A 20,666-nucleotide genomic window follows, 5' to 3' on the forward strand; every position below is an offset into this window, starting at 1 on the left:
TATGAACTTACCGCTGAAAGCCGTGTTCTGGGACATGGACGGCACGTTGATCGATTCCGAACCGTTGTGGCATGCGGGAGAAATGAAAATCGCCGCGGATCATAGCGGATATTGGGATGAGGACTTGGCGTGGGCCGGTTCCGGCACTCCCGTTCCCGACGTAGCGCGCCGCATGATCGAACAAGGCTGCAAGCTTCCAGCCGAGGAAATTGGCGAACAGTTGATCCAGTATGTGACGGACGCGGAAATGCTGTCGCTGCCGTGGACTCCTGGCGTGCTCGATGTGCTTATTTCGTTGCGTGACGCGGGCGTTCCGTCCGTACTCGTCACGTCCTCTCCGCGCGAGCTCGCGGAAAATTTGATTGCGCAGGCGCCTACGGGCTGCTTCGTGGACTATGTGTGTGGCGACGACGAAGTGACGAAGAAGCCGGATCCGGAGCCGTATCAGTTGGCGGCGCGCAAGCTCGGGATTGATCCCGCCGACACGGACGCCATGGCGTCCACCGTGGCCATTGAAGATTCCATCAGCGGACTGCGTGCGGCGGCGGCTTCGGGCGCCACGACGATCTGCCAGACCGCGTTCATGCGCGAAGACCAGTCCGACGGCCCGCAGTTCGCCTCGATCGACGGCTATGACGGCGTGGACGCCATGCTGCTCGCCACCTTCGTGATGGCGCGCAAAAGCGGCAAGTAATTACTTTTTGTAAGGAACAAGCGTCCCGCGGGCACGATATTCCACGGGCGTGAATTCCACCGAACCCTTGGGGTAGGGTTTGCCTGACAGCACCTCGACCATGACTTCCACCGCGCGCCGGCAGGTGGCGTTGGGATTCATGGGCATCTCGTCGGGACGCAACCGGCCGGCCATGCTCGGATTGCCCGCGGCCGCGCACACCATAAGCGAGACGTCCTCGGGCACGCGAAGTCCACGTTCCGTCAATCCCATCGTGAGCGGTGAGGCCGTGGAAGCCGACGACTCCACAATCGCCAACGAAATCTTGGGATCGGCGGCGAACGCCTCGTCGAGCATGAGACGGATGTCGGCCATCGTGTCGCGTGCGGTAAACCCTACCGTCAGCTCAATGCCGAGTTCCTCGCAATAGTCGCGAATCGATTCGGCAATGCGAACAATGAAATTGGAGCCGTCCACGAAGGCCGGCGCGACCAAACCCGTGAGCAAAATATGGCGATGGCCCAACGCATAGGCCTTGTCAAGCATGTTGCGCGCCATGCCCTCGAAATCCGAATCCACCGAATATACGGCTTCGCGATTGACAGGAATGCCGATGCTGACCACGGGAATCGGCAGTGTCGCGTCAATGTGCTTGCGCCCTCGGCTGTGATCCATGATCGCGCCAACACTTTGAACTTGCCCGCGTTCCAAATTGAACTTACGGCTCCCGCCGAAGGTGTGATCCGCGTACGTGCCACGCATTGGGCCGGCGCCATTCCCGAGCCGGGATTCCCGCTCAACACTGATCCCCATGAAGGCAAGGGCCGCGATTATGTGACAGTTAGCGCTGAAGGCAATGGTGATGGCGAACTTGGCGAGCCGGGCGCCAGCGTCACGCTTGCGTCGGGCGGCCTGTCCGCAACGGTCGTCAAAGGATCGCCCTGGAATCTGACATTCCGCGGAGCGGATGGCCGCGAATTGACACGCTCGTTCGGCAAATCGCTGGCGCGTTTCGCACTGAACTCGCTATCCACGGTTGCCGCACAGCCTGTCGGAGAGTTCGGTGTCACGACCACGAGACTGGCGTACGACGAATCTGCGGTATTCACCTCGATCCAGCTGTCGCTGGGAGTGGGCGAGACCGTATACGGCATGGGGGAGCGGTTCGGCGCGTTTGTCAAGAACGGCCAGACTATCGACATCTGGAATGAGGACGGCGGTACCGCCTCCGAGCAGGGATACAAAGATATTCCGTTCTATATGACGTCGCGTGGCTACGGAGTGCTCGTCAACAACCGCGGCCATGTCTCGTTCGAAGTGGGCACGGAAAATACGGAAACTGTACAGTTCTCCGTTCCGGGAGAAGAGATCGATTTCTGTATTATTTACGGACCGACTCCGAAAGAAATTCTCAACCGCTACACGGCCCTGGTCGGGCGTCCCGCCGACGTTCCGGCATGGAGCTACGGACTGTGGCTTACGACGTCGTTCACTACTGAATATGATGACGCGACAGTCAACTCGTTTATTGAGGGCATGGAAGATCGTGGCATTCCGTTAAGCGCGTTCCATTACGACTGCTTCTGGATGCGCGGTTTCCGCTGGACCGATTTCGAATGGGATACGCGTTTCTTCGACGATGTGGAAGGAACGCTGGGCAAACTGCATTCCGATCATGGACTCCATGTGTGCGCATGGGTCAACCCCTACATTGCACAAGCCGGCACCATGTTCCGCGAGGGCAAGGAGCGCGGGTATTTGGTCAAGAAGGCCGACGGCGCGATTTGGCAGTCGGACTTGTGGCAAGCCGGCATGGCGCAGTCGTTGCGCGGCGGATTGTCGCTGACGTCTTCGGGATTCGGATTCTGAAGCCATGATATTGGCGGATTCGAGGGCGCGTTCCCGGATCCGGCCGTGTACAAGCGCTGGTTCGCGTTCGGCATGCTGGGTTCGCATTCGCGTCTGCATGGTTCGACTGCGTATCGCGTGCCCTGGCTATTCGACGAGGCCGACGAGGCCGCCGGCAACGAGCTGGTTCCCGGGCAGACGGCCGTGGATGTGGTGCGCCAGTTCACGCGCTTGAAACTGTCGTTGATGCCGTATCTGTATGAGGTGGGCTTGCTGCCGCACCGTACGGGCATTCCCGTAATGCGGTCGATGTTCATGGAATTCCCCGATGATCCGGCTTGCCGTACGCTAGACCGCCAGTACATGCTGGGTCCGTCGCTGCTTGTGGCGCCTGTGTTCACCTATTCAGGCGAGGTGGAGTATTATCTACCGGCCGGCCGCTGGACGAACTGGTTCACGGGTGAAGTAGTGGATACCGACGCCGGCTGTTGGCGCCATGAAACGCACGCGTTCGATTCGGTGCCGCTGTGGGTGCGGTCGGGATCGATTATCGTGACGAATCCGGAGGCCATGCATCCCGACTACGATTATGCGGACGATCCGCTTGTGCGCGTGTATCTGGACGAGAAAGCGGGTTCCGTGGCCGATGCGACGGTGACGCGCATGGATGGTACATCAGTGCGGTTCCATGCCGAGCGTCTCGCGGACGGTTCCGTGGATGTGACGCGTTCCGATGGGGCGCCCGTTCGCGTGGAGGCGTGCTGACAGTTCTTGACGCTTTACGCTCCGCTTTGGCTTCCCCTTCTGCATTTTGAGACGTGAACCGCGGCGTGTCTGTCTCATTTTGCAGAAGGGGAAGCCATTTTTGTGCTCTTGACCTTGTCTTTGGCTTGTTCCTCTGCATTTTGAGACGTGAACCGCGGCGTGTCCGTCGCAAAATGCAGAAGAAGAAATAAGGAATAAGGAAAGCGTAAGAAAAAGAAAAGGGCCACTGCGGTGGAATGAATGCAGTGGCCCCAAGTGGAGCTAAGGAGATTCGAACTCCTGACCCTCTCCATGCCATGGAGATGCGCTACCAGCTGCGCCATAGCCCCAAACTGTTTGTGATTATAGTCAACAGGTGTCGACTTCGTGGAGCTGATGGTAATCGAAACCACGACCTCTTCGATGCGAACGAAGCGCTCTACCAACTGAGCTACAGCCCCAAAGGTTTGGTTATCTTGCGACAACTCGACCTACACTAGTCCAACCTCTGCCCGAATGCAAATATGTGGCACACATAATTGCGTGTCGCGAACAAAAATTTTAATTTTCCTCTTCCTCAACTGCCGATTCGGCCGCCACATGCGCGCCGGTCGGCTTCTTTTTGCCCATTTTGGCCTTGACGAGACCGATAATCGTTGGCAGCAGCGAAATGACGAGGATGCCCACAATCACGAGCTCGAAATTGTCTTGCACGACGGGAATGTTGCCGAAGAAGTAGCCGAGCAGCGTGAACAGTGTGGACCAGCACAGGCCGCCAAGCACGGAGAATGGCGTGAATCGGCTCCAACGCATGCCCGTAATGCCCGAAATGAACGGCATGAACGTACGGATGAACGGGAAGAATCGGCCCAGGAACACGGCAAGCGGACCCCACCTGTTGATCATGCCCTCGGTTTTCGCCAGACGTTCCGGAGTCATGGCTTTTACTTTGCCCGATTCGACAATGCGGCGTCCGAAGAAGTGGCCGATGAAATAGTTGCACTGGTCGCCAATAATCGGAGCGAGCCAGACCACGGGAAGCAGCGCGGCAAGCGGCAGCGCGGACTTGCCGGTCACGGCGTCGGGCGCCGCGAAGAAACCGGCTGCGAACAGCAGCGAGTCGCCGGGCAGGAACGGGAAGAAGACGACACCGGTTTCCACGAATACGATCAAGAAAATGAATCCGAGTGTCGGGGCCACGCCCATGGCAATCCAACTGGCGATGGCGGTACGCGGATCTTTTAGCAATTCCGCAAGAAAATGAATGATTCCCATAAAAATCCCTCTACCACGTCGACCGCGCTATATATCAGTGAACCGCGGTACGTTGCGTGAAACTGATGTCACCTTACCAGCAGGCGTATCTATTTACCATGCAATGTACAAAAGGTAGAGGGATGAGGAGATGGATTGTTAAGTATTACCAGCCGGAATTCGCGTTGACGTAAGTCGGCTGCTCGATTTCGCCGTAGCCGCCATATTTTTTGAATCCCCAGAGCAAGACGAGCGATTTGGCGTACGCCACCCAAGCGAAACCGAAAATGAGCATGAGCACACGGATGAACGGTACGACCCACGCCAAGGTGAGGGACACCAAATCAATGCCGACCAAGGTGAGTGAGCGCGGGAACGCGCACCACGGCTGACAATATTGCCGCATATGTCAACCAGGGTGGCGTGTTCCTCACGGGATACATGACAGGCATGCATGACGAGAACGATCTGATAGTGACGGGCGGATATCCGGGATATTTGCGCGAATTGTGCGGCATATGGGTCGAGGAGATCGACGCATATGCGGACGGCGAGCGCATCCCCGTCACGTTTGCGGACGGAACCGGCGCCCACGGGCAGATGGTGGCCAGCATTGTCGAACTCGAAGGAGCGCGGTCGCTCGCACAGTACGGCGGCACATCGTTTTATGCGGGAACGCCGGCCGTGACCGTGCGCCACACGGGCCGCGGCGCCGCATATTATGTGGGCACCGCGCTCGACAACGCCGCGATGGGACATCTCGTCGACACGATAGCCCGCGAGTATCATATTGATACGGTCGAATCCGCCGAAGATGTGGAAATCGTGAGGCGCCATAGCGAAGATGGCGGCGAAATGTTTATCGTGCTCAACACATGCGCCGAACCGCGCACCATGGTGAACCCGTATACGGGCCAACCGCTTGCGTTGGACGCGTTCGACGTGCGCATATTGACGCGCCAGTAGTCGATAATGGTGTGATCACGGGGCGGATCCCCGTTTGCTCACATTGGATACGGGCTTGGGTGGCGCGCTGTTCCTTAACGGCAAGATTCGCCGTGGCCGTGTTCAATGTGGTCGTTACCGTCGATCCGCAGGCCGTGCTGATCGGCGGCAGCGTCAGCTGCGAGCCCGCGCTTATTCCGATGATCGAGGACGAGCTCAATAAAAACGAGAATTGGAAAGATTTCAAAACCGACATCAAGCGCTGCCGTTACAGTGCCAACGCCGGTCTGATCGGCGCGTATTACGCGTGGACGACGGAAGCGGTCGCGCGCTAAGTTCAGTTTGTCATGCTTTCGCGCTGCGAGAGCGTCAGATTGAACAGGCAGGCCGAATCGTCGCCTTCGCGTTCCGTCGGATCCCTGAATCCCGTCCATTCATGTTCGGGGAAAATGATCTGGGAGAAATTGATCCATTCCTCGATCGGATTGATGGAATCGTCCGCCAACCAGCGGTTTTCGATACCGTCCATCGCGCTTGTCACCAAGGTGTAGAGGTTGTAGAACTGTTCCTCGTTCACCGATGGCGGCACGATCCAGTTCATTGATCCGATCATTTCCCAGTTGCGCATGTGCCGTCCCGCGAAGAATTGGTGCGCGGGATGTTCGGGATTGAGCGCCTCGCCGCTGAGAACGCAATACAATTGTGTCAATTCCGGACGCTGCACGTCGTGCATGAGCATGTTGAGCATGTAGCGCGGGAAGAAATAGACGCAGTGCCCGTCACCGTCCACCAGTGACGCGTTCAATGCGTTGAATTCCGTCATTTCCGTAGTGTCGTAGCTTTCCGTGAGCACCATGTTGAGCAGATGCTCTTTGGAATCGATGTAATGGTATAGCGCCGGGTTCAATGCCGTTGACACCTTGCCACGCCGTCTCTGTAGTGCCCAAGGACAGGCCGTGGCCGCCCATGGGATACAGGTGCGCTTCCACGGGGACGCCGGCCGCATGGCATGCGGAGATAAGCATCAGTGAATTTTCCACGGGCACTGTGTCGTCGGTCATCGTATGCCATACAAATACGGGTGGCGTGTTCCCGTCGATATGTTCCTCAATGGACACGGCGCGCAATGCGCGGTCATCATTGCGGTCAGGACCGAGCAGATTGTCGAAACTGCCGCGATGCGCGAATTGGCCTGACGTGATGACGGGATAGGCGAGCATCAACGCATTCGGGCGTAATTGGGCGCTGTCGAAATGGTGGGCGGCGAGTGCATTGTCTCCGGCACTCGTGGCCATATTCGCCGCCAAATGGCCGCCCGCGGAGAAGCCGAGTATGGCGATACGGTCCGTGGCCACATGCCACTCCCGGGCATGCTCGTGAATAAGGCACAGCGAGGCCGCGACCTGCGTGAGAGCTTCCGGATAGACGGCCGGTGCGCATGAATAGCGCAATATGAACGCGTTATAGCCGGCGGCCACATATTGGAGTGCGATAGGCTCGGCTTCACGGTCGGAAGTCATCGTATAGCCGCCACCCGGAATAATGAGGATAGTCGAACGTGTACGGGCGAGATCCACTTCCTCGCTATTGTCCGGCACATATCCGAATAATGTCGCTTGCGCGCCCTGCGCGCCCGCAATGGTCCATTGAGAATACAGCATCGTTGCCTCATCCGTCGAAGTCATACAGGGAGTTCCATATTTCTCTATATCCACGACTGCAGCCACATATGGGACAGCCAGAAATGGTATGGAACGGGCATGGCCGTCCAGATCGGATAGAAGAACACGGACACGGCCGAGCAGACGATGATCAGGCAGGCGAGTGTCGTATTCCACAGCGCACGGTCGGCGGCGCGACGGATCTCGTTGAACACGTAACAGATCGCGAGAATCATCCACGGCAGGATCACCACGGAATAGAACGTGAATGTAGTGCGATGGATATACTGCGCCCACGGCAGCCATCCGCCGATCAGTCCGATCAGCACGGCCCAAATGCGCCAGTCGCCGCGCTTGATAATGGCGATAATAATGCCGAGAATTACGCACAATGATGCGAGCCACCAGATAAGCGGATTGCCAAGCGAGGTGACGGCCGCCACGCACTGCGAATCGGGAGAGAGGGCGCACAGTCCCGGATGTCCCGCCAATTTTTCCCAATAAAAACTCGTGGGACGGATTTGCAGCGGCCAAGTGAGCGGATTGGCCTTGTATGGATGCCATGAATCGAGCGTGGTGTGGAATCGCCACATTTGCGCATGGTATTGCACGAAGGAACGCAACCCTTCGGGAAGCCAGGTGACGCCTTCGCCCGGATGTGTCGCGGCCCAATTGTGCATATAGGAGTCGGAATGCATGAACCAGGACGTCCATCCGGCCACATAGGTGGCGAACCAAATGGGCACCATGTAGCAGGCTGTAAGCAGCGCCTGAACGAAACCGTTGGCGAACCAGCGCCCATAGCCGAACTCGCGCACGAGCAGCGCGTCCCAAACCACCGTAAGCACGCAGAACGCCGCCAAAAAGTAGATGCCCGACCATTTGACGCCCGTGGCCAAGCCCAGCAACACGGCCGCGCCCACGCGATACCGCGAGAACCAGAGTCGGGGAGGCTTGGGCGAAGCGGAAGCGTTGGCGGACGGGAGCATACTGGTGCGCATGAGCAGGCGCCGTGAACGGTCGCGATGAAGCAGCAGCAGCGCGAACGCGCCAAGCGCGAGCACCATGATGAAGTTGTCGAGCAGGCCCGTGCGGCTTAGCGTGATGCCCACGCCGTCTATGCTCATGAGCACGCCCGCGAGCACGGCGACGGAAAGGTTGTGGAACAGGCGCAACGTGACGCGCATGAGCAGCACAATGGCGATTGTGCCCGCAATGGCTACGGCGGCTCGCCACGCGAACGGATTTGACGCGCCTCCGAACAGTTTCAGTCCCAACGCGATAAACCATTTGCCCACGGGCGGATGCACCACGTATTCGGCCGAAGGCAGCCACTGGTTCGTGTCGCCTTGGGCAAACAGCTGGTCGGGCGTAAGGTCGCCGCCGGGCGCCGCTATGGATTCAGGCCAATTGCGCGGTTCGCCCGTCATGAGCATCGTCCACGCGTCCTTGACGTAATAGGTTTCGTCAAAAATTACGGCGTGCGGTTCGTCCAGCCGGAAGAACCTCAAGAATCCACCGAGCAGCGCCACCAGACAGGTGGCGATCCATGTGCGGTGATGACGCCAGAAGCGGGTCGGCGCGCTTTCGTGATTCGGGAGGCTCCTGTTGTCGTCTCCCGCATGTCCCCAGGAATTTCGCGCGGGCTTCGCGTGGCGCGGCTGGTACCGTGATGATGATGCGCGCATAGGCATTCCTTTTGACGTTCAACAGGTTCCTTGTACTACCTTACGATGCCGCCGCACCCGCCGGCCGGCGCTGCCGAGACGATTTTGTATGCTGGGCGTATGAGTGAAGCGAGTGAAGCGAACGTATTGGAAGACGTGGCGGCGAACGTTGAGGGGTCGGACAGCATCCATAGCGCGCCGCTCGTGCCTGCGGGCACGGTGGTGTTGGCGGCCACGCCGATCGGCAACGCGGCCGACGCGTCGGCGCGGCTGGTGGCGCTGCTTGAGCATGCGGATGTGGTGGCCGCGGAAGATACGCGCCGCCTGTATGCGTTGGCGAACCGCCTGGGCGTACATGTTGGGGGCCAAGTGGTGGCCAACCATGACCACAATGAGCATGGCAAGGCCGACAGCCTGCTTGACCGCGTGGAGCAGGGCGCTACGGTGCTTGTCGTTTCCGATGCGGGCATGCCCACCATCAACGATCCGGGGCTGGCCATTGTGCGCCGCGCGATTGAACGCGGTCTTCCCGTGACGTGCGCTCCGGGACCGTCCGCCGTGCTTGACGCGCTGGCCCTCTCGGGACTTCCTACTGACCGGTTCTGCTATGAAGGCTTCCTGCCGCGCAAGCATTCGGAACGCATGCAATACCTGCGTTCCATGAAAGGCGAGCGTCGCACCATCGTGTTCTATGAAACCTTGCACCGCATTGCCGATTCGATGGACGATTTGCTTGCCGCTTTCGGTCCCGACCGTCCCATGGCGCTGTGCCGCGAGCTGACGAAGGAATACGAGCAGATTCGTCGTGGCACGATTGGCGAGATTCATGAAAGCGTGGTCAACGATCCGCCGCGCGGCGAAATGGTGTTGGTTATTGGCGGCGCTTCCCAGGAGGAGGCGCAGCAGGCCGCGCCGCAGTCGCTGAGCGTGCAGGAGCTGGCGCAGTTGGCCAAGGAGCGTTCCGAAAGCGAGCATATGCGCATCAAGGACGCGATCGCGGCCGTGATCAGCGAGCATCCGCTTCCCGACGGTTCGCTGGCCAACAAGAAGGCCGTGTACGCGGCGGCGCTTGAGCTCAAGTAACTTGAGCTGAAGTAACAGAGGCCAGCGCTTTACCTCGCCTTACGTTCACTGTGCCGCGGTTCTTCTAAGACATCCAGCAGCATTTGCAACGCCTCTTTGACGCCCGGACCGCCTTGTTGCGAGATGTATTCGAGCAATAGCGGGGAAGCCGCCGTGTTCGCAACCACCCATTTGCGCAAGGTGGGCGCGTAGCGTGCGATATGCCAGAGGATTTCCTCGCTTGTTTCAGGGTCGCACGCCACAAGCGGTGTGAGGCGTATGGGCGCGGGCGGGGGATTGAGCCGCGCCTGCCGTTTGCGGGTGGCTTCATTACCTTCCGCACAGCCCTGCCGCGTCTGGTCGCCAGCCGTGGGATCCGTATGATTAAGGCGCGCCGCGACGGGATCTTCCTCGGCTTCCGTTTCGCTTTCCTGTTCGGTTGCATCTTCGTCTTCGTCCCGCTTCTCGCTGATACGGATATGCCGCAAACGACTCCATATGCGCAATCGTCCCATTATTATTCTTGCGCTCCTATCCCTGCTCTTGCTGTGCTCGCCGAGCCGGTTGCACGGCCAATTGGCGTGAAAGGCCGTTCTCGAGCGCGCTGGCTTCGCATGAAGCGTTGTGGAATCGTTCTCTGGCGGCCTGGGTGCGGTGTTCCAAAGATTCCATGCGCGCTTGATGCAGCTCATAATCTTGGAAAAATTCGAGAAGCGAACGCGCATGGTGACTGTTGTGCATGTATTGCAGTTCGTCGAGCATGGCGAGACACTGCCCGCTCGTGATGTTGTACTGGTGCATGAGCGCGTAGGCGGTTTCGGGCAGACCTTGGTTGGCGCGTTCGTCGAACGGCAGCAACGCCAAGTCGCACACGGTACGCAACGGTTTCGTGATGCGCAATTGGGCGAGCGTAATGATGTGGGCGGGCGCCACTTTGCGTGCGAACGCGCGGATCGGCCGGCCGTGGACGGCGGAACGGAAATGCGATTTCGAGAGCAGGTCGAAAGTGTCTGGGAAATCGCCACCTATCCACACCCATGCGGCCGCCGTACAGCATACTTGCGCTCCGAGCGGCAGCATGCGTGCCATAATCGCGGCCCTTCCATATAGTGACGCGCCATCTTCGCTACGGTAGGCCGACTGGGAGTCGAGTTCGCAAATCGCTCGCGTACGCTGCAGATAAGCGAAACTCAACGGTCCGGGAAGATCCTTTTTATGGATCAGTTGCGCCCCGTCCAAATCAGATTCGCGGATGGGCGGCGGATTTGGCTCGCACAGTCGGCTGTCGCGTTCCGTACGGGGAGCCGTGCCGGATTCCGGAGCGAACGAAAACAGTGTCGGTTGCGTATATGATTGCTGTTCCATGCGAGCAGCATAGAAACCGCGCATTCGCCTGTCCAGTACCAGCGCGCGGATTGTGGATTTGTGGATAATTACGTGCGGCCGCGCGAGTTTTCCACACCCCGCGCCCGGCCCGTGTGGATAACGTGCCGACTGTCCGCGCTGAGCCAGATAATCGGCCTATGAGTCATATTATGGTGAACGTTGCTTGGCCGTACGCAAACGGCCCGCGACACATTGGTCATGTTGCCGGATTTGGTGTTCCTTCCGACGTCTACGCACGCTATGAGCGCATGAAGGGCAATGACGTGCTTATGGTGTCTGGCACCGATGAACACGGCACGCCGATTCTCGTCGAAGCAGACAAAGAAGGCATTAGCCCGCAGGAACTTGCCAACCGTTACAACCGCGTCATCGCCAACGATTTGTGCAATCTGGGCCTGAGCTACGATCTGTTCACGCGCACCACCACGAAGAACCATGAACGCGTGGTGCAGGAAATGTTCCGCCAGTGCCTGGAGAACGGATACATCTACAAGGGCACGCAGAAGGTGGCCATCTCCCCGTCCACGGGCCGCACGCTGCCCGACCGCTATATTGAAGGCGAGTGCCCGATTTGTCACGCGCCGGGCGCACGCGGCGACCAGTGCGACAACTGCGGTAACGAACTCGACCCGGACGAACTGATCAACCCCGTTTCCAAGATCAACGGCGAAACGCCGATTTTTGAAGAAACCGAACACTTCTTCCTCGACCTGCCGGCGCTCGCCGCGGCCAACGAGGCTTGGCTGCGCACGCATGAGGATTGGCGCACGAACGTCATGAACTTCTCGCTGGGCCTGTTCAAGGAAGTCAAGCCGCGCGCCATTACGCGTGATATCGACTGGGGCATCCCGATTCCGGTGCCGGGCTGGATCGACAGCCCGAACAAGCGCCTGTACGTGTGGTTCGACGCCGTGATCGGCTACCTGTCCGCATCCATCGAATGGGCGCGCCGTTCAGGCGACCCGGAGGCATGGCGTGCATGGTGGAACGATCCGAAGACGCCGGGCTATTACTTCATGGGCAAGGACAACATCACGTTCCACTCCCAGATCTGGCCTTCGGAAATCCTCGCCTACAACGGCCAGGGCTCCAAGGGTGGCGAGCATGGCGAACTGGGCGAGCTCAACCTGCCCGAGCAGGTCGTGGCTTCCGAGTTCATGACGATGGAAGGCAAGAAGTTCAGCTCTTCGCGCGGCATCGTCATCTACGTGAAGGACATTCTGGCCAACTATCCTGTAGACGCCGTGCGCTACTACATTTCCGTGGCCGGTCCGGAAAGCTCCGACGCCGACTTCACGTGGAGCGAATTTGTGCGCCACAACAACGAAGAGCTTGCCGCTTCGTGGGGCAACCTCGTCAACCGCGTGGCTAACCTCATCCACAAGAACTTCGGCGAAATCCCGCCGATGGTCGAATCGGAAATGACCGACCAGGACCGTGAGCTGCTGGCCGAAGCCGAACGCGCATTCGACGAAGTGGGCGACCTGATCGAGAACCACCACCAGAAGAACGCGCTGAACACGGCCATGCGTCTGGTGGGCGACATCAACAAGTACATTTCCGCCACCGAACCGTGGAAGATCAAGGACAATCCCGAGCGCCTCGGCACCGTCCTGCACGTTGCCGCACAGGCTGTTTCCGACGCCAACCACCTGCTCGCGCCGTTCCTGCCGCACTCCGCGCAGAAGGTGTGGGAAGCGTTGGGCGGTACGGGCACGTTCTCTCCGCTGCCGCGCATCGAAGAAGTGACGGATCTGGACGATCCGAGCTTCCGTTACCCGGTTATTACGGGCGACTACGAACTCGGCAAGACCGTGCACCCGTGGCGCCGCGAGGACATCGTGGTCGGCACGCCTGTCGCCAAGCCGACGCCGATCTTCGCCAAGATTCCGCCGGAGAAGGTCCAGGAGGAACTCGACCGTTTCGACGAGCAGCTTGCCGCGCGCAAGCAGGCCGAAGCGGACCGTTTGGCCGCGGAAAAGGCGAAGCTGCAAGAAAAATAATGCAAATGGAGGGATGATCACAAACTTTTTACCATCCATCCAGCAATTTTTCAGAACAGAATATCGTTTCTCCAAGGGTAGTGAGGTTTCATAATGGTGTCAGCAAATACAGAAGCTGGCGAGGTTCCCTCATCGGAACCCCATAATTGAACCCTTCTTCTCTCTTCTCTCTCTCAGCCGGCAGCAATCCTGCCGGCTTTCTCTTTTTCTGAATCGTTTTCGTACCGCGGGCGGTACAAACGCTCAAGAATTCCCTTCAACTTCTGCATTTTGAGACAGACACGCCGCGGTTCATGTCTCAAAATGCAGAAAAGAATGCGGAAGAAAGGGCAATCTCGTATCGGTGGCGCGCAATTCAAAATGTTCTGCGCCGAAATGGAACATTGCTTGAGGCGCGCGGTAAGTTGCTGGTGGGATTCGGTGGGGGACTGGTATCCGGCGCCCGACCGTTTCGGTACCGTCCGGTTTGCAGGTCTTGTGCACGACATTCAGGCGCATGGCATGTAAGCGGGATTGTGGATCGAGCCCGAGTCCGTGGCGTTGCGGTCCCGGGCCGCCAAAGAGCTGCCAGAACACGCGTTCATGCACCGTCACGGCATGCGTATTCGCCGTACGGCACCAGAACCGCTAAACGGCAGTTTCCCGCCTGCTTCTACACTGGCAAACATGAGCAAACATCATCGCGACAGAAGCTGGGCTCCGGCGCCACCGCGCCTGCCCGAGGGCGTAAGCGTTATCGACAACCACACGCATGTGGCCTCCGTGGTGCCGTTTTCCAAGGCCATGAGCCATGAAGCGCAAGAAAAGGGGCAGGATCCCGTTCCCGTATACAGCGTGGGCGAGCTGCTCGACCAGGCCGCCGCCGTAGGCGTGGAAGGCGTTATCGACTCGGGCTGCGAGCTGCCGAATTTGCAGACGGCCATCGACATGGCGCGCGAGCATCCGGGACAAGTGCATGCGGCCATTGCAATCCACCCGAACGAATCCGTGCTGCACGGCCACCGCGGAGCTGCGGGTCCCGACGGGCTTCCCGTGCGCTATAAGCCATGGCATGACGTGAGTTTCGAGGACGCGCTCGCCGAAGTGCACCGCCTCGCCATGGCCTATCCCGACCAAGTGGTGGCCATCGGCGAGACGGGCATGGACCTGTTTAGAACGGGAGAAAGCGCCAAGGAGCTGCAGCGCGACGCGTTCCGTGCGCATATCGCGCTCGCCAAGGAACTGAACCTGCCCATGCAGATCCACGACCGTGACGCGCACCGCGAGGTCATCGAAACGTTGCTTGCGGACGGCGCTCCCGAGCGCACAGTCTTCCACAGCTATTCGGGAGACGCCGAAATGGCCCAAATTTGCAAGGAACAGGGCTGGTATTTGAGCATGTCGGGAACGAGCAGCTACAAAGGCAACGACGGCATCCGCGAATCGGCGCGCATTGTGGGGCTTGACCACGTCATGGTCGAAACGGATGCCCCCTACCTGACCCCCGTGCCGTACCGCGGGCGCACGAACGCCCCGTACATGATTCCATACACGTTGGCCGCACTTGCGCAATATTTGGAGCTGCCGCTCGAACAAGTCGCGCGCGCCACGCGTGAGACCACGCGTACCGTGTACGGCGTGTGACAGGGAATGTTCCGTAGGTCACAGATACAACGTTTTCGCTGACAAACAGCGGGTTTTTCGGCGTGTTGTGCGAAGCGAATTCGTCGTGCGGGGATTATACGGTAGCGTCTTGTTTTTTCTCACAATTTCCGAGCGATTACTCTCTAGGGCGATTTGCAAAGAAGTTGCAGAAAGTCTAGCGTGAGGTGTTGCAAATTCTTGCGGCGCTCGTGCTGCGCACAAGGCTTGGCGGTCTGGCAAGCCGGGATCCTTAAGTTCGTAACTTAGGTGGTGGCGTAGCGTGGCAATTTTGCCTTGAGCGGCCGGGAAAATGCGCGCATGTTTCGCGAGTGAAACCTTGCGTTTTGCTTATAGGAGGATCGTGATGTCTCAGCCGTTGAGTGCTGCAGGTGCCGCGCGCGCCATGGCCAGTACGAATGACTATACGAGTCAATCGGCCGCAGTCCACACGGTATTAACCCGTGAAGAACGAGAGGAAATGCTTAAGCAACAAGCAGATCCTCAAGACCCGGAAGGGCCTGACAAACGCCCGAAGCGTCCCATTTCCCGTTGGTGGCAGCGCCTCCAGTCGGGACCTGACAAATTTTCGGCCGCAATGGCCTTGGTGGCCCTCGGTGTGGTATATGGCGACATCGGTACGTCGCCGTTGTATGTTGCGCAAACCTTTTTAAGCGGTCAGGGCGGATTGGCCAACGCCAACTATGACGCCGTGACGGGCATGCTTTCGCTTGTGTTCTGGACCATTACGCTGATCACCACGATCGAATACGTGCTGATCTGCATGCGCGTGGACAACAAGGGCGAAGGCGGCATTTTCGCGTTGTACTCGCTGCTGCGCAAATATGGCGCATGGCTTGTCGTGCCGGCCATGATCGGCGGCAGCGCATTCCTGGCCGACTCCGTGCTGACGCCGGCCATGTCCATCAGCTCGGCCGTGGAAGGCCTGAAAACCTTGCCGGCGATCGAGCATGTGTTTGAGGAAAACACGAATCTGACGGTGATGATCACGATCATTATTTTGCTGGGCGTGTTCGCCGTGCAGTCGCGCGGTACGGAGCGTATCGGCAAAGTGTTCGGCTCCGTGGTGCTCGTATGGTTCGCGTTCCTCGCGGTGACGGGCTTCGTGAACCTTACGCAAAACTGGAGCGTGCTGGCCGCGCTCAACCCCATTCGCGGCGTGGAATTCCTGTTCAGCGGCGACAACAAGGCGGGCCTCGCCTTGATGGGCACGATCTTCCTGTCGATTACGGGCGCCGAAGCGCTGTATTCGGACATGGGACACGTGGGCCGCGGCAACATCTACTTCACGTGGCCGATCGTCAACATCGCGCTCGTGCTGTGCTATTTCGGCCAGGGCGCCTGGATGATCAACAACCAGCACAACCCGAAGTACGCCGAAACGCTGCCGAACCCGTTCTTCGCCATGATGACGCCCAACGTGCGCTATGTGGCCGTGGTGCTGTCCGTCATGGCCGGCATTATCGCCTCGCAGGCGCTTATTTCCGGCGCGTTCACGATCGTTTCCGAAGCGACGGGCCTCAACTGGATGCCGCATATGCAAGTGCGCTACCCGGCCCGTACGCGAGGCCAGCTGTATATTCCGACCGTCAATTTCGTGCTGGGCGCCGCCACGATCGTCGTGCTGCTGCTGTTCAAGGACTCCGAGCATATCGCGGCCGCATACGGTTTGGCGCTGACGATCACGATGATCATGACGTCCATTTTGGTGACGTTCTACCTGTGGCATTCGCACAAGCGCGTGGGCGCAGTGCTGTTCGGCATCCTGTTCCCGACGATCATGGTGCTATTCTTCCTGTCTTCGATGGCCAAGTTCCTGCATGGCGGCTGGTTCACGTTCCTGATTACCGTGGGCATTCTCATCGTCATGTACACGTGGAACGAAGGTACGAAGCTTGAAAGCCAGCAGCGCCGCCACATGCGTTCGGAAGACGCGATTCCGGCGCTGTGCCGCCTGCACGGCGACGACACGATCCCGCTGTACGCGGACAATATCGTGTATTTGACGTCTGATAAGGAAATGAAGCGCGTCGACACCGACATCTTCTTCTCCATTTTCGCCGACCAGCCCAAGCGCGCCCGCGCATGGTGGGGCGTGTCCGTGGAAACGGCCGACGAGCCGTTCACGCGCGAATATTCGGTAGAGAATTTCGGTACGGACTACCTGTTCCGCGTGCGCATCCGGCTGGGCTTCAAGCTGCCGCAATCAGTGCCCGCCTACCTGCACCAGATCATGCATGATCTGATCAAGTCGGGCGACCTGCCGATCCAGACGACGCGCTACCCGAAGGTGGACGCCGATCCGGATGTCGGTCCGATCAAATATGTGCTGATTCACAAGGCGCTTATGCCCGAATCGAAGATTTCGTCGCGCGGCGCGTGGGCGTTGCGTACGAAATATACGATCCGTCACGCGGTCGGTTCGCCGGCCCAGTGGTTCGGTGTCGCTCCGTACAATCCGTGCACGGAAGTGCAGCCGCTGTTCCTCAACACGACGCAGCCGCCGCGCTTGAAGCGCATCTATTTGCAACCGAAAAACACCAATCCGAAAAATAAGTAAACAATACTGACAATATGTAAACGGACCCTAGTAATGGGGTCCGTTTTGTTTTACAGTATGCCGGTATGTGCAGGTTACTCGGATACGCGGCGGCGGGAGGGGGAGCGAGTCTTGCGGACGTGCTGGGGCCGTCCGTCGCGTCGTTCCGGAATCTTAGCGAGATTCACAACGACGGATGGGGCGTGTCGATGCTGACCGAACCGAGCGTCGCTCCGCACATGTTGGACGGTGGCGAGCCGTCCCCGGAAATCGGCACGTCGCTGTATCGCAATACGCAGGCGGCGCGCCACGATCCGCTGTTTCCGGAATTCGCCGACATACCGGCGCGTAGCGCCTTGTGGCATCTGCGTCTGGCCAGTTCGCATCAACCGCTCATTATTGAAAACCAGCAGCCGTTCCATGCGGCCGGCACGAGTTTCATTCACAATGGCGACCTGTCGGACGAAACGGGCGTGAACGTGACGCGCAGCCATGTGGTGCCGATTAATCCGGCCGCCGTCGCCGCGACGGGAGGGCGTTCCGATTCGGCCGTCTATTTCGCCGCGATCCGCGAATATGTGGGGTTCGGATTCTCGCTGCCGCAGGCCGTGAGTCTCGCGATCCGTTATTTGCGGCATTACTATCCGCAAGCCAGCTACAATTGCATGATTCAAAGCGGCGACCTGTTCGTGGCCGCGCATGCGTGCGGAACGGAGCCGCAAGTCGAACGCGAAATACTCGATATTTACACGCGTTACGGCCGTGCCCAAGACGCGCCCGTCTACCGCGACATGCGCTACAAAACGGTGTTCGACGCATCGGGGACGCAAATCGGAGTAGTGGCGGCCTCTACGGGATTCGACGAGCCCGCGGCGGAGGGCTGGCATGAATTGGACAACAACCACATGATTATCGCGTCCAATCGCACGGGAAAATTCCGCGTCGCGCCGCTGTGACGGCGCTATGATGTGCCGTATGACTGGAAAAATTCCAACTATTGAAGACATTGATCGACTTCACCATGTGCTTGCGCCGTCGCAAGCCGCCTATGATCTCGTGCACACGCATTGCGTGATCGTCGCCGACATTACGCGCCGGCTCATCCACCGCCAGAACTCGCTGTTCACGCGCCGCTGCACGCTGCCCGACGACGCTCCCGAACGCAACGGCGAGTACGCAACGCGCGACGCGCTTATGCTGCCCACGGACGGCGTGCGCGGAGGCGTGGTCCCGCCGCGGTACCTGGATGTGCATATCGCCACGATCGGCGCGCTGGTGCACGACATTGGCGTATACAAGCTGCTGCTCGAGGACGGTTCCGACGGGCGCCCGCTCGTGTTTGACGGCCCGCGCTACATTGAGCACGGCCTGATCGGCTACAACATTTTGCTTGACGAAGGCTACGACGAATCCGTGGCCGAATTCGCGCGCAACCATACGGGAGTAGGCCTGACGCGCAAGCAGGTGGTGGACCAGGGCCTGCCGATTCCGCCCGACGACTATGTGCCGATCAATCTGGAGCAGGAAGTCGTGATGGTGGCCGACAAGTACAACAGCAAGTCCGTGCCGCCCAAGTTCCTTACGGCGCAAACTTACGCGGATAAGGCCGCGCGCTTCGGCGAGCAGAACGCACAGCGTTGGGAAGACCTCGTGGGCAAGTACGGCGTCCCCGATGTGGCCGCGCTCGCGCAAGAATACAACATGCGGTTGGTGTGAATTCGGGCGGCACTGTTTCGTATTGAGCGCTGACTACATTGGCTGGTAACACCACAAGCCGATGAAAGAAGGGATCATGACCGACAGGTCTGCCACGGCGCTCAATGCGAAGCATCTGGACGAATGCTCCGCGCAATTCCATCATGAGCGCGCCAACAAGGTCGCGGAAAACGCCGCCACCACGAACGGCGTGCTCAAGGCCGCCACGAGCTTCGAGGGCATGCGCGCGCTGCCGCGCAAGTTCGACATTGAACTCAAGGTGCCGTCCATCACGAACCAGCGCCATTCGGGCCGCTGCTGGATGTTCGCGGGCCTGAACATGCTCGGTTACGAACTCATCCACGCGTGGAACCTCACGGATTTCGAATTCTCGGAAACCTACCTGTACTTCTGGGAGACGCTGGAAAAGGCCAACTCTTACTTGGAGAAGGTCATCGCCACCGTGGACGAGTCCACGAACGACCGCCTGTTCCAGTTCATCAACGAGGCTCCGGGCGATGACGGTGGCTACTGGCAGCTGTTCGCCGATCTCGTCAGCAAGTACGGCCTCATGCCGAAGGACGCTTACCCGGAGTCCGCCAACTCGATGGATTCAGGCGCCTTCAAGCAGTACCTGGGCACGAAGCTGCGCATGTTCGCCGCCGATCTGCGCGAACACCATGCCAACGGCGCCAGCGAAGCCGAATTGCGCGCCATCAAGGAAGACGACATGGCCGTGATCTACCGCATGACCTGCATCTGCCTGGGCGAGCCGCCGAAGACGTTCGATGTCCTGCTGCGCACTGAAGAGAAGCCTGAGGACACGGACGGCAAGTCCGCCAATGCCGACAAGCCGCAGCACAAGCTCGGCGAGGCCTCCAACGGCACCGACAAGCGTCAGCAGATTGTGGAACACGGCATCACGCCGCTCGAGTTCGTCAAGAAGTACGTGCCCGTGGACGTGGCCGATTTCGTGACGCTGTGCAACAGCCCGATGGATTCCACGCCATACAACAAGCCGTATGTGCTCGAACACTCCCGCGACATTGCGGAAGCCGACGACTACACGTTCCTGAACGTGGATCTGGAAACCTTCCGCCGCGCCGCCGTCAAGCAGATCAAGGACGGCCACCCGCTGTACTTCTGCTGCGATTGCGAGCAGTTCGCACTGCGCAAGGAAGGCTACTTCAGCCGCAACGTGGTGCGCGTGGACGAACTGTTCGGCACCTCCTTCGACTACTCGAAAGCGTTCGGCCTGCAGTACTGCGAATCCGTGAGCAACCATGCCATGGAAATCACGGGCGTGGAACTCAACGAGGACGGCGAGCCCGTACGCTGGAAGGTGGAAAACAGCTGGGGCAAGGACAACGGCGACAACGGCTTCTACATTGGCGACGCCCAGTGGTTCGACGATTTCGTCAACGAACTCGTCATCAACAAGAAGTATCTGGAGGCCGCCACGCTTGAAGCGCTCAACGAGCAGCCCGTGGCCTTGCAGCCATGGGAGCCGCTGAGCCGCTCCATGCGCATGCGCTGAAATGAGCGCAA

General features: G+C 59.2%; 18 protein-coding genes, 2 tRNA genes and 1 pseudogene. 11 read left to right on the forward strand and 10 right to left on the reverse strand.

The window, feature by feature from the left end; translation table 11 throughout:
- The first annotated feature begins 1 nt into the window (after position 1).
- Positions 2 to 694, forward strand: coding sequence for an HAD family hydrolase (locus tag BMAGN_RS07220; RefSeq protein WP_022860155.1), 693 nt, complete (start codon positions 2 to 4; stop codon positions 692 to 694).
- Here the strand turns inward: BMAGN_RS07220 and BMAGN_RS07225 are convergent, their stop codons facing one another.
- Complete coding sequence (locus BMAGN_RS07225; RefSeq protein WP_152593289.1) at positions 695 to 1,435, reverse strand: substrate-binding domain-containing protein; 741 nt, start codon at positions 1,433 to 1,435, stop codon at positions 695 to 697.
- Here BMAGN_RS07225 and BMAGN_RS08185 point away from each other — a divergent pair.
- A pseudogene (locus BMAGN_RS08185) lies at positions 1,316 to 3,286 on the forward strand (TIM-barrel domain-containing protein); the annotation flags it as partial. The gene BMAGN_RS07225 and the pseudogene BMAGN_RS08185 overlap by 120 nt on opposite strands.
- Positions 3,287 to 3,542: 256 nt before the next feature.
- Here BMAGN_RS08185 and BMAGN_RS07235 read toward each other — a convergent pair.
- The 4 genes from BMAGN_RS07235 to BMAGN_RS08365 form a co-directional block, all read right to left on the reverse strand.
- Positions 3,543 to 3,615: transfer RNA gene (locus BMAGN_RS07235), tRNA-Ala, on the reverse strand.
- 38 nt (positions 3,616 to 3,653) lie between these two features.
- Positions 3,654 to 3,726 (reverse strand) — tRNA-Ala (locus tag BMAGN_RS07240).
- A gap of 100 nt (positions 3,727 to 3,826) precedes the next feature.
- Positions 3,827 to 4,540 (reverse strand): DedA family protein, encoded by a 714-nt coding sequence (locus BMAGN_RS07245; protein ID WP_022860157.1) that lies wholly within the window; start codon positions 4,538 to 4,540, stop codon positions 3,827 to 3,829.
- A 145-nt stretch (positions 4,541 to 4,685) separates the two neighbouring features.
- Entirely contained in the window at positions 4,686 to 4,847 is a 162-nt protein-coding gene (locus BMAGN_RS08365; protein ID WP_155802538.1) for a hypothetical protein, read from the reverse strand.
- A 35-nt stretch (positions 4,848 to 4,882) separates the two neighbouring features.
- On the opposite strand from BMAGN_RS08365, the gene BMAGN_RS07250 reads away from it, so the two are divergent.
- Positions 4,883 to 5,485: a beta-galactosidase trimerization domain-containing protein gene (locus tag BMAGN_RS07250; RefSeq protein WP_022860159.1), complete on the forward strand. Its 603-nt coding sequence runs from the start codon at positions 4,883 to 4,885 to the stop codon at positions 5,483 to 5,485.
- A complete protein-coding gene (locus BMAGN_RS08615; RefSeq protein WP_152593288.1) occupies positions 5,395 to 5,799 on the forward strand; it encodes an ROK family protein in 405 nt (134 codons plus the stop codon). Before BMAGN_RS07250 ends, BMAGN_RS08615 begins: the two co-directional genes overlap by 91 nt.
- Before the next feature lie 2 nt (positions 5,800 to 5,801).
- On the opposite strand, the gene BMAGN_RS08440 is transcribed toward BMAGN_RS08615, so the two are convergent.
- Genes BMAGN_RS08440 through BMAGN_RS07270 form a run of 3 tightly spaced genes read right to left on the reverse strand, consistent with a single transcriptional unit; the run spans position 5,802 to position 8,813 of the window.
- Complete coding sequence (locus BMAGN_RS08440; protein ID WP_051126655.1) at positions 5,802 to 6,287, reverse strand: hypothetical protein; 486 nt, start codon at positions 6,285 to 6,287, stop codon at positions 5,802 to 5,804.
- Positions 6,244 to 7,125 carry an alpha/beta hydrolase gene (locus tag BMAGN_RS07265; protein ID WP_152593290.1) on the reverse strand — a complete coding sequence of 294 codons (882 nt, stop codon included), beginning with the start codon at positions 7,123 to 7,125 and terminating at the stop codon, positions 6,244 to 6,246. The genes BMAGN_RS08440 and BMAGN_RS07265 overlap by 44 nt, the downstream gene beginning before the upstream one ends.
- Positions 7,126 to 7,169: 44 nt before the next feature.
- A complete protein-coding gene (locus BMAGN_RS07270; RefSeq protein ID WP_022860163.1) occupies positions 7,170 to 8,813 on the reverse strand; it encodes a dolichyl-phosphate-mannose--protein mannosyltransferase in 1,644 nt (547 codons plus the stop codon).
- A gap of 99 nt (positions 8,814 to 8,912) precedes the next feature.
- Here BMAGN_RS07270 and rsmI point away from each other — a divergent pair, with 99 nt between their 5' ends.
- Positions 8,913 to 9,875, forward strand: a complete 963-nt coding sequence (rsmI, locus tag BMAGN_RS07275) for a 16S rRNA (cytidine(1402)-2'-O)-methyltransferase (protein ID WP_026502100.1) — start codon at positions 8,913 to 8,915, stop codon at positions 9,873 to 9,875.
- A 29-nt stretch (positions 9,876 to 9,904) separates the two neighbouring features.
- Here rsmI and BMAGN_RS08575 read toward each other — a convergent pair whose 3' ends face one another.
- Together BMAGN_RS08575 and BMAGN_RS07960 are read right to left on the reverse strand one after the other, a co-directional pair.
- Positions 9,905 to 10,342, reverse strand: a complete 438-nt coding sequence (locus tag BMAGN_RS08575; protein ID WP_022860165.1) for a variant leucine-rich repeat-containing protein — start codon at positions 10,340 to 10,342, stop codon at positions 9,905 to 9,907.
- A 43-nt stretch (positions 10,343 to 10,385) separates the two neighbouring features.
- A complete protein-coding gene (locus tag BMAGN_RS07960) occupies positions 10,386 to 11,219 on the reverse strand; it encodes a hypothetical protein (protein WP_022860166.1) in 834 nt (277 codons plus the stop codon).
- Between the two features lie 158 nt (positions 11,220 to 11,377).
- On the opposite strand from BMAGN_RS07960, the gene metG reads away from it, so the two are divergent.
- From metG to BMAGN_RS07320, 6 genes are all read left to right on the forward strand, one after another.
- Complete coding sequence (gene metG / locus BMAGN_RS07290) at positions 11,378 to 13,243, forward strand: methionine--tRNA ligase (RefSeq protein ID WP_026502102.1); 1,866 nt, start codon at positions 11,378 to 11,380, stop codon at positions 13,241 to 13,243.
- A 666-nt stretch (positions 13,244 to 13,909) separates the two neighbouring features.
- Positions 13,910 to 14,866, forward strand: coding sequence for a TatD family hydrolase (locus BMAGN_RS07300; protein WP_022860169.1), 957 nt, complete (start codon positions 13,910 to 13,912; stop codon positions 14,864 to 14,866).
- A gap of 403 nt (positions 14,867 to 15,269) precedes the next feature.
- The gene (locus BMAGN_RS07305) at positions 15,270 to 17,444 is read left to right on the forward strand and encodes a KUP/HAK/KT family potassium transporter (protein WP_051126658.1); all 2,175 of its coding nucleotides are present in this window, start codon (positions 15,270 to 15,272) and stop codon (positions 17,442 to 17,444) included.
- A 65-nt stretch (positions 17,445 to 17,509) separates the two neighbouring features.
- On the forward strand, positions 17,510 to 18,379 hold the full coding sequence (locus tag BMAGN_RS07310) for a class II glutamine amidotransferase (protein ID WP_022860171.1): 870 nt from the start codon (positions 17,510 to 17,512) through the stop codon (positions 18,377 to 18,379).
- Positions 18,380 to 18,398: 19 nt separating this feature from the next.
- A complete protein-coding gene (locus tag BMAGN_RS07315) occupies positions 18,399 to 19,139 on the forward strand; it encodes an HD domain-containing protein (RefSeq protein ID WP_026502103.1) in 741 nt (246 codons plus the stop codon).
- 76 nt (positions 19,140 to 19,215) lie between these two features.
- Positions 19,216 to 20,655, forward strand: coding sequence for a C1 family peptidase (locus BMAGN_RS07320; RefSeq protein ID WP_022860173.1), 1,440 nt, complete (start codon positions 19,216 to 19,218; stop codon positions 20,653 to 20,655).
- The last annotated feature ends 11 nt before the right edge of the window (positions 20,656 to 20,666 follow it).

It is taken from the genome of Bifidobacterium magnum (assembly GCF_000741255.1).
GTDB classification, from domain to species: Bacteria; Actinomycetota; Actinomycetes; order Actinomycetales; family Bifidobacteriaceae; genus Bifidobacterium; species Bifidobacterium magnum.

Excerpts from the sequence above, each read along its gene's own strand:
- BMAGN_RS07315 (WP_026502103.1), top strand. The coding sequence starts at position 18,399 with ATGACTGGAAAAATTCCAACTATTGAAGACATTGATCGACTTCACCAT.
- BMAGN_RS08615 (WP_152593288.1), top strand. The coding sequence starts at position 5,395 with ATGCGCCGAACCGCGCACCATGGTGAACCCGTATACGGGCCAACCGCT.
- BMAGN_RS07300 (WP_022860169.1), top strand. The coding sequence starts at position 13,910 with ATGAGCAAACATCATCGCGACAGAAGCTGGGCTCCGGCGCCACCGCGC.
- metG (WP_026502102.1), top strand. The coding sequence starts at position 11,378 with ATGAGTCATATTATGGTGAACGTTGCTTGGCCGTACGCAAACGGCCCG.
- BMAGN_RS08440 (WP_051126655.1), bottom strand. The coding sequence starts at position 6,287 with ATGACGGAATTCAACGCATTGAACGCGTCACTGGTGGACGGTGACGGG.
- BMAGN_RS07305 (WP_051126658.1), top strand. The coding sequence starts at position 15,270 with ATGGCCAGTACGAATGACTATACGAGTCAATCGGCCGCAGTCCACACG.
- BMAGN_RS07320 (WP_022860173.1), top strand. The coding sequence starts at position 19,216 with ATGACCGACAGGTCTGCCACGGCGCTCAATGCGAAGCATCTGGACGAA.
- BMAGN_RS07225 (WP_152593289.1), bottom strand. The coding sequence starts at position 1,435 with ATGCGTGGCACGTACGCGGATCACACCTTCGGCGGGAGCCGTAAGTTC.
- BMAGN_RS07270 (WP_022860163.1), bottom strand. The coding sequence starts at position 8,813 with ATGCGCGCATCATCATCACGGTACCAGCCGCGCCACGCGAAGCCCGCG.
- BMAGN_RS07245 (WP_022860157.1), bottom strand. The coding sequence starts at position 4,540 with ATGGGAATCATTCATTTTCTTGCGGAATTGCTAAAAGATCCGCGTACC.
- BMAGN_RS07310 (WP_022860171.1), top strand. The coding sequence starts at position 17,510 with ATGTGCAGGTTACTCGGATACGCGGCGGCGGGAGGGGGAGCGAGTCTT.
- BMAGN_RS07220 (WP_022860155.1), top strand. The coding sequence starts at position 2 with ATGAACTTACCGCTGAAAGCCGTGTTCTGGGACATGGACGGCACGTTG.
- BMAGN_RS07265 (WP_152593290.1), bottom strand. The coding sequence starts at position 7,125 with ATGCTGTATTCTCAATGGACCATTGCGGGCGCGCAGGGCGCGCAAGCG.
- BMAGN_RS07960 (WP_022860166.1), bottom strand. The coding sequence starts at position 11,219 with ATGGAACAGCAATCATATACGCAACCGACACTGTTTTCGTTCGCTCCG.
- rsmI (WP_026502100.1), top strand. The coding sequence starts at position 8,913 with ATGAGTGAAGCGAGTGAAGCGAACGTATTGGAAGACGTGGCGGCGAAC.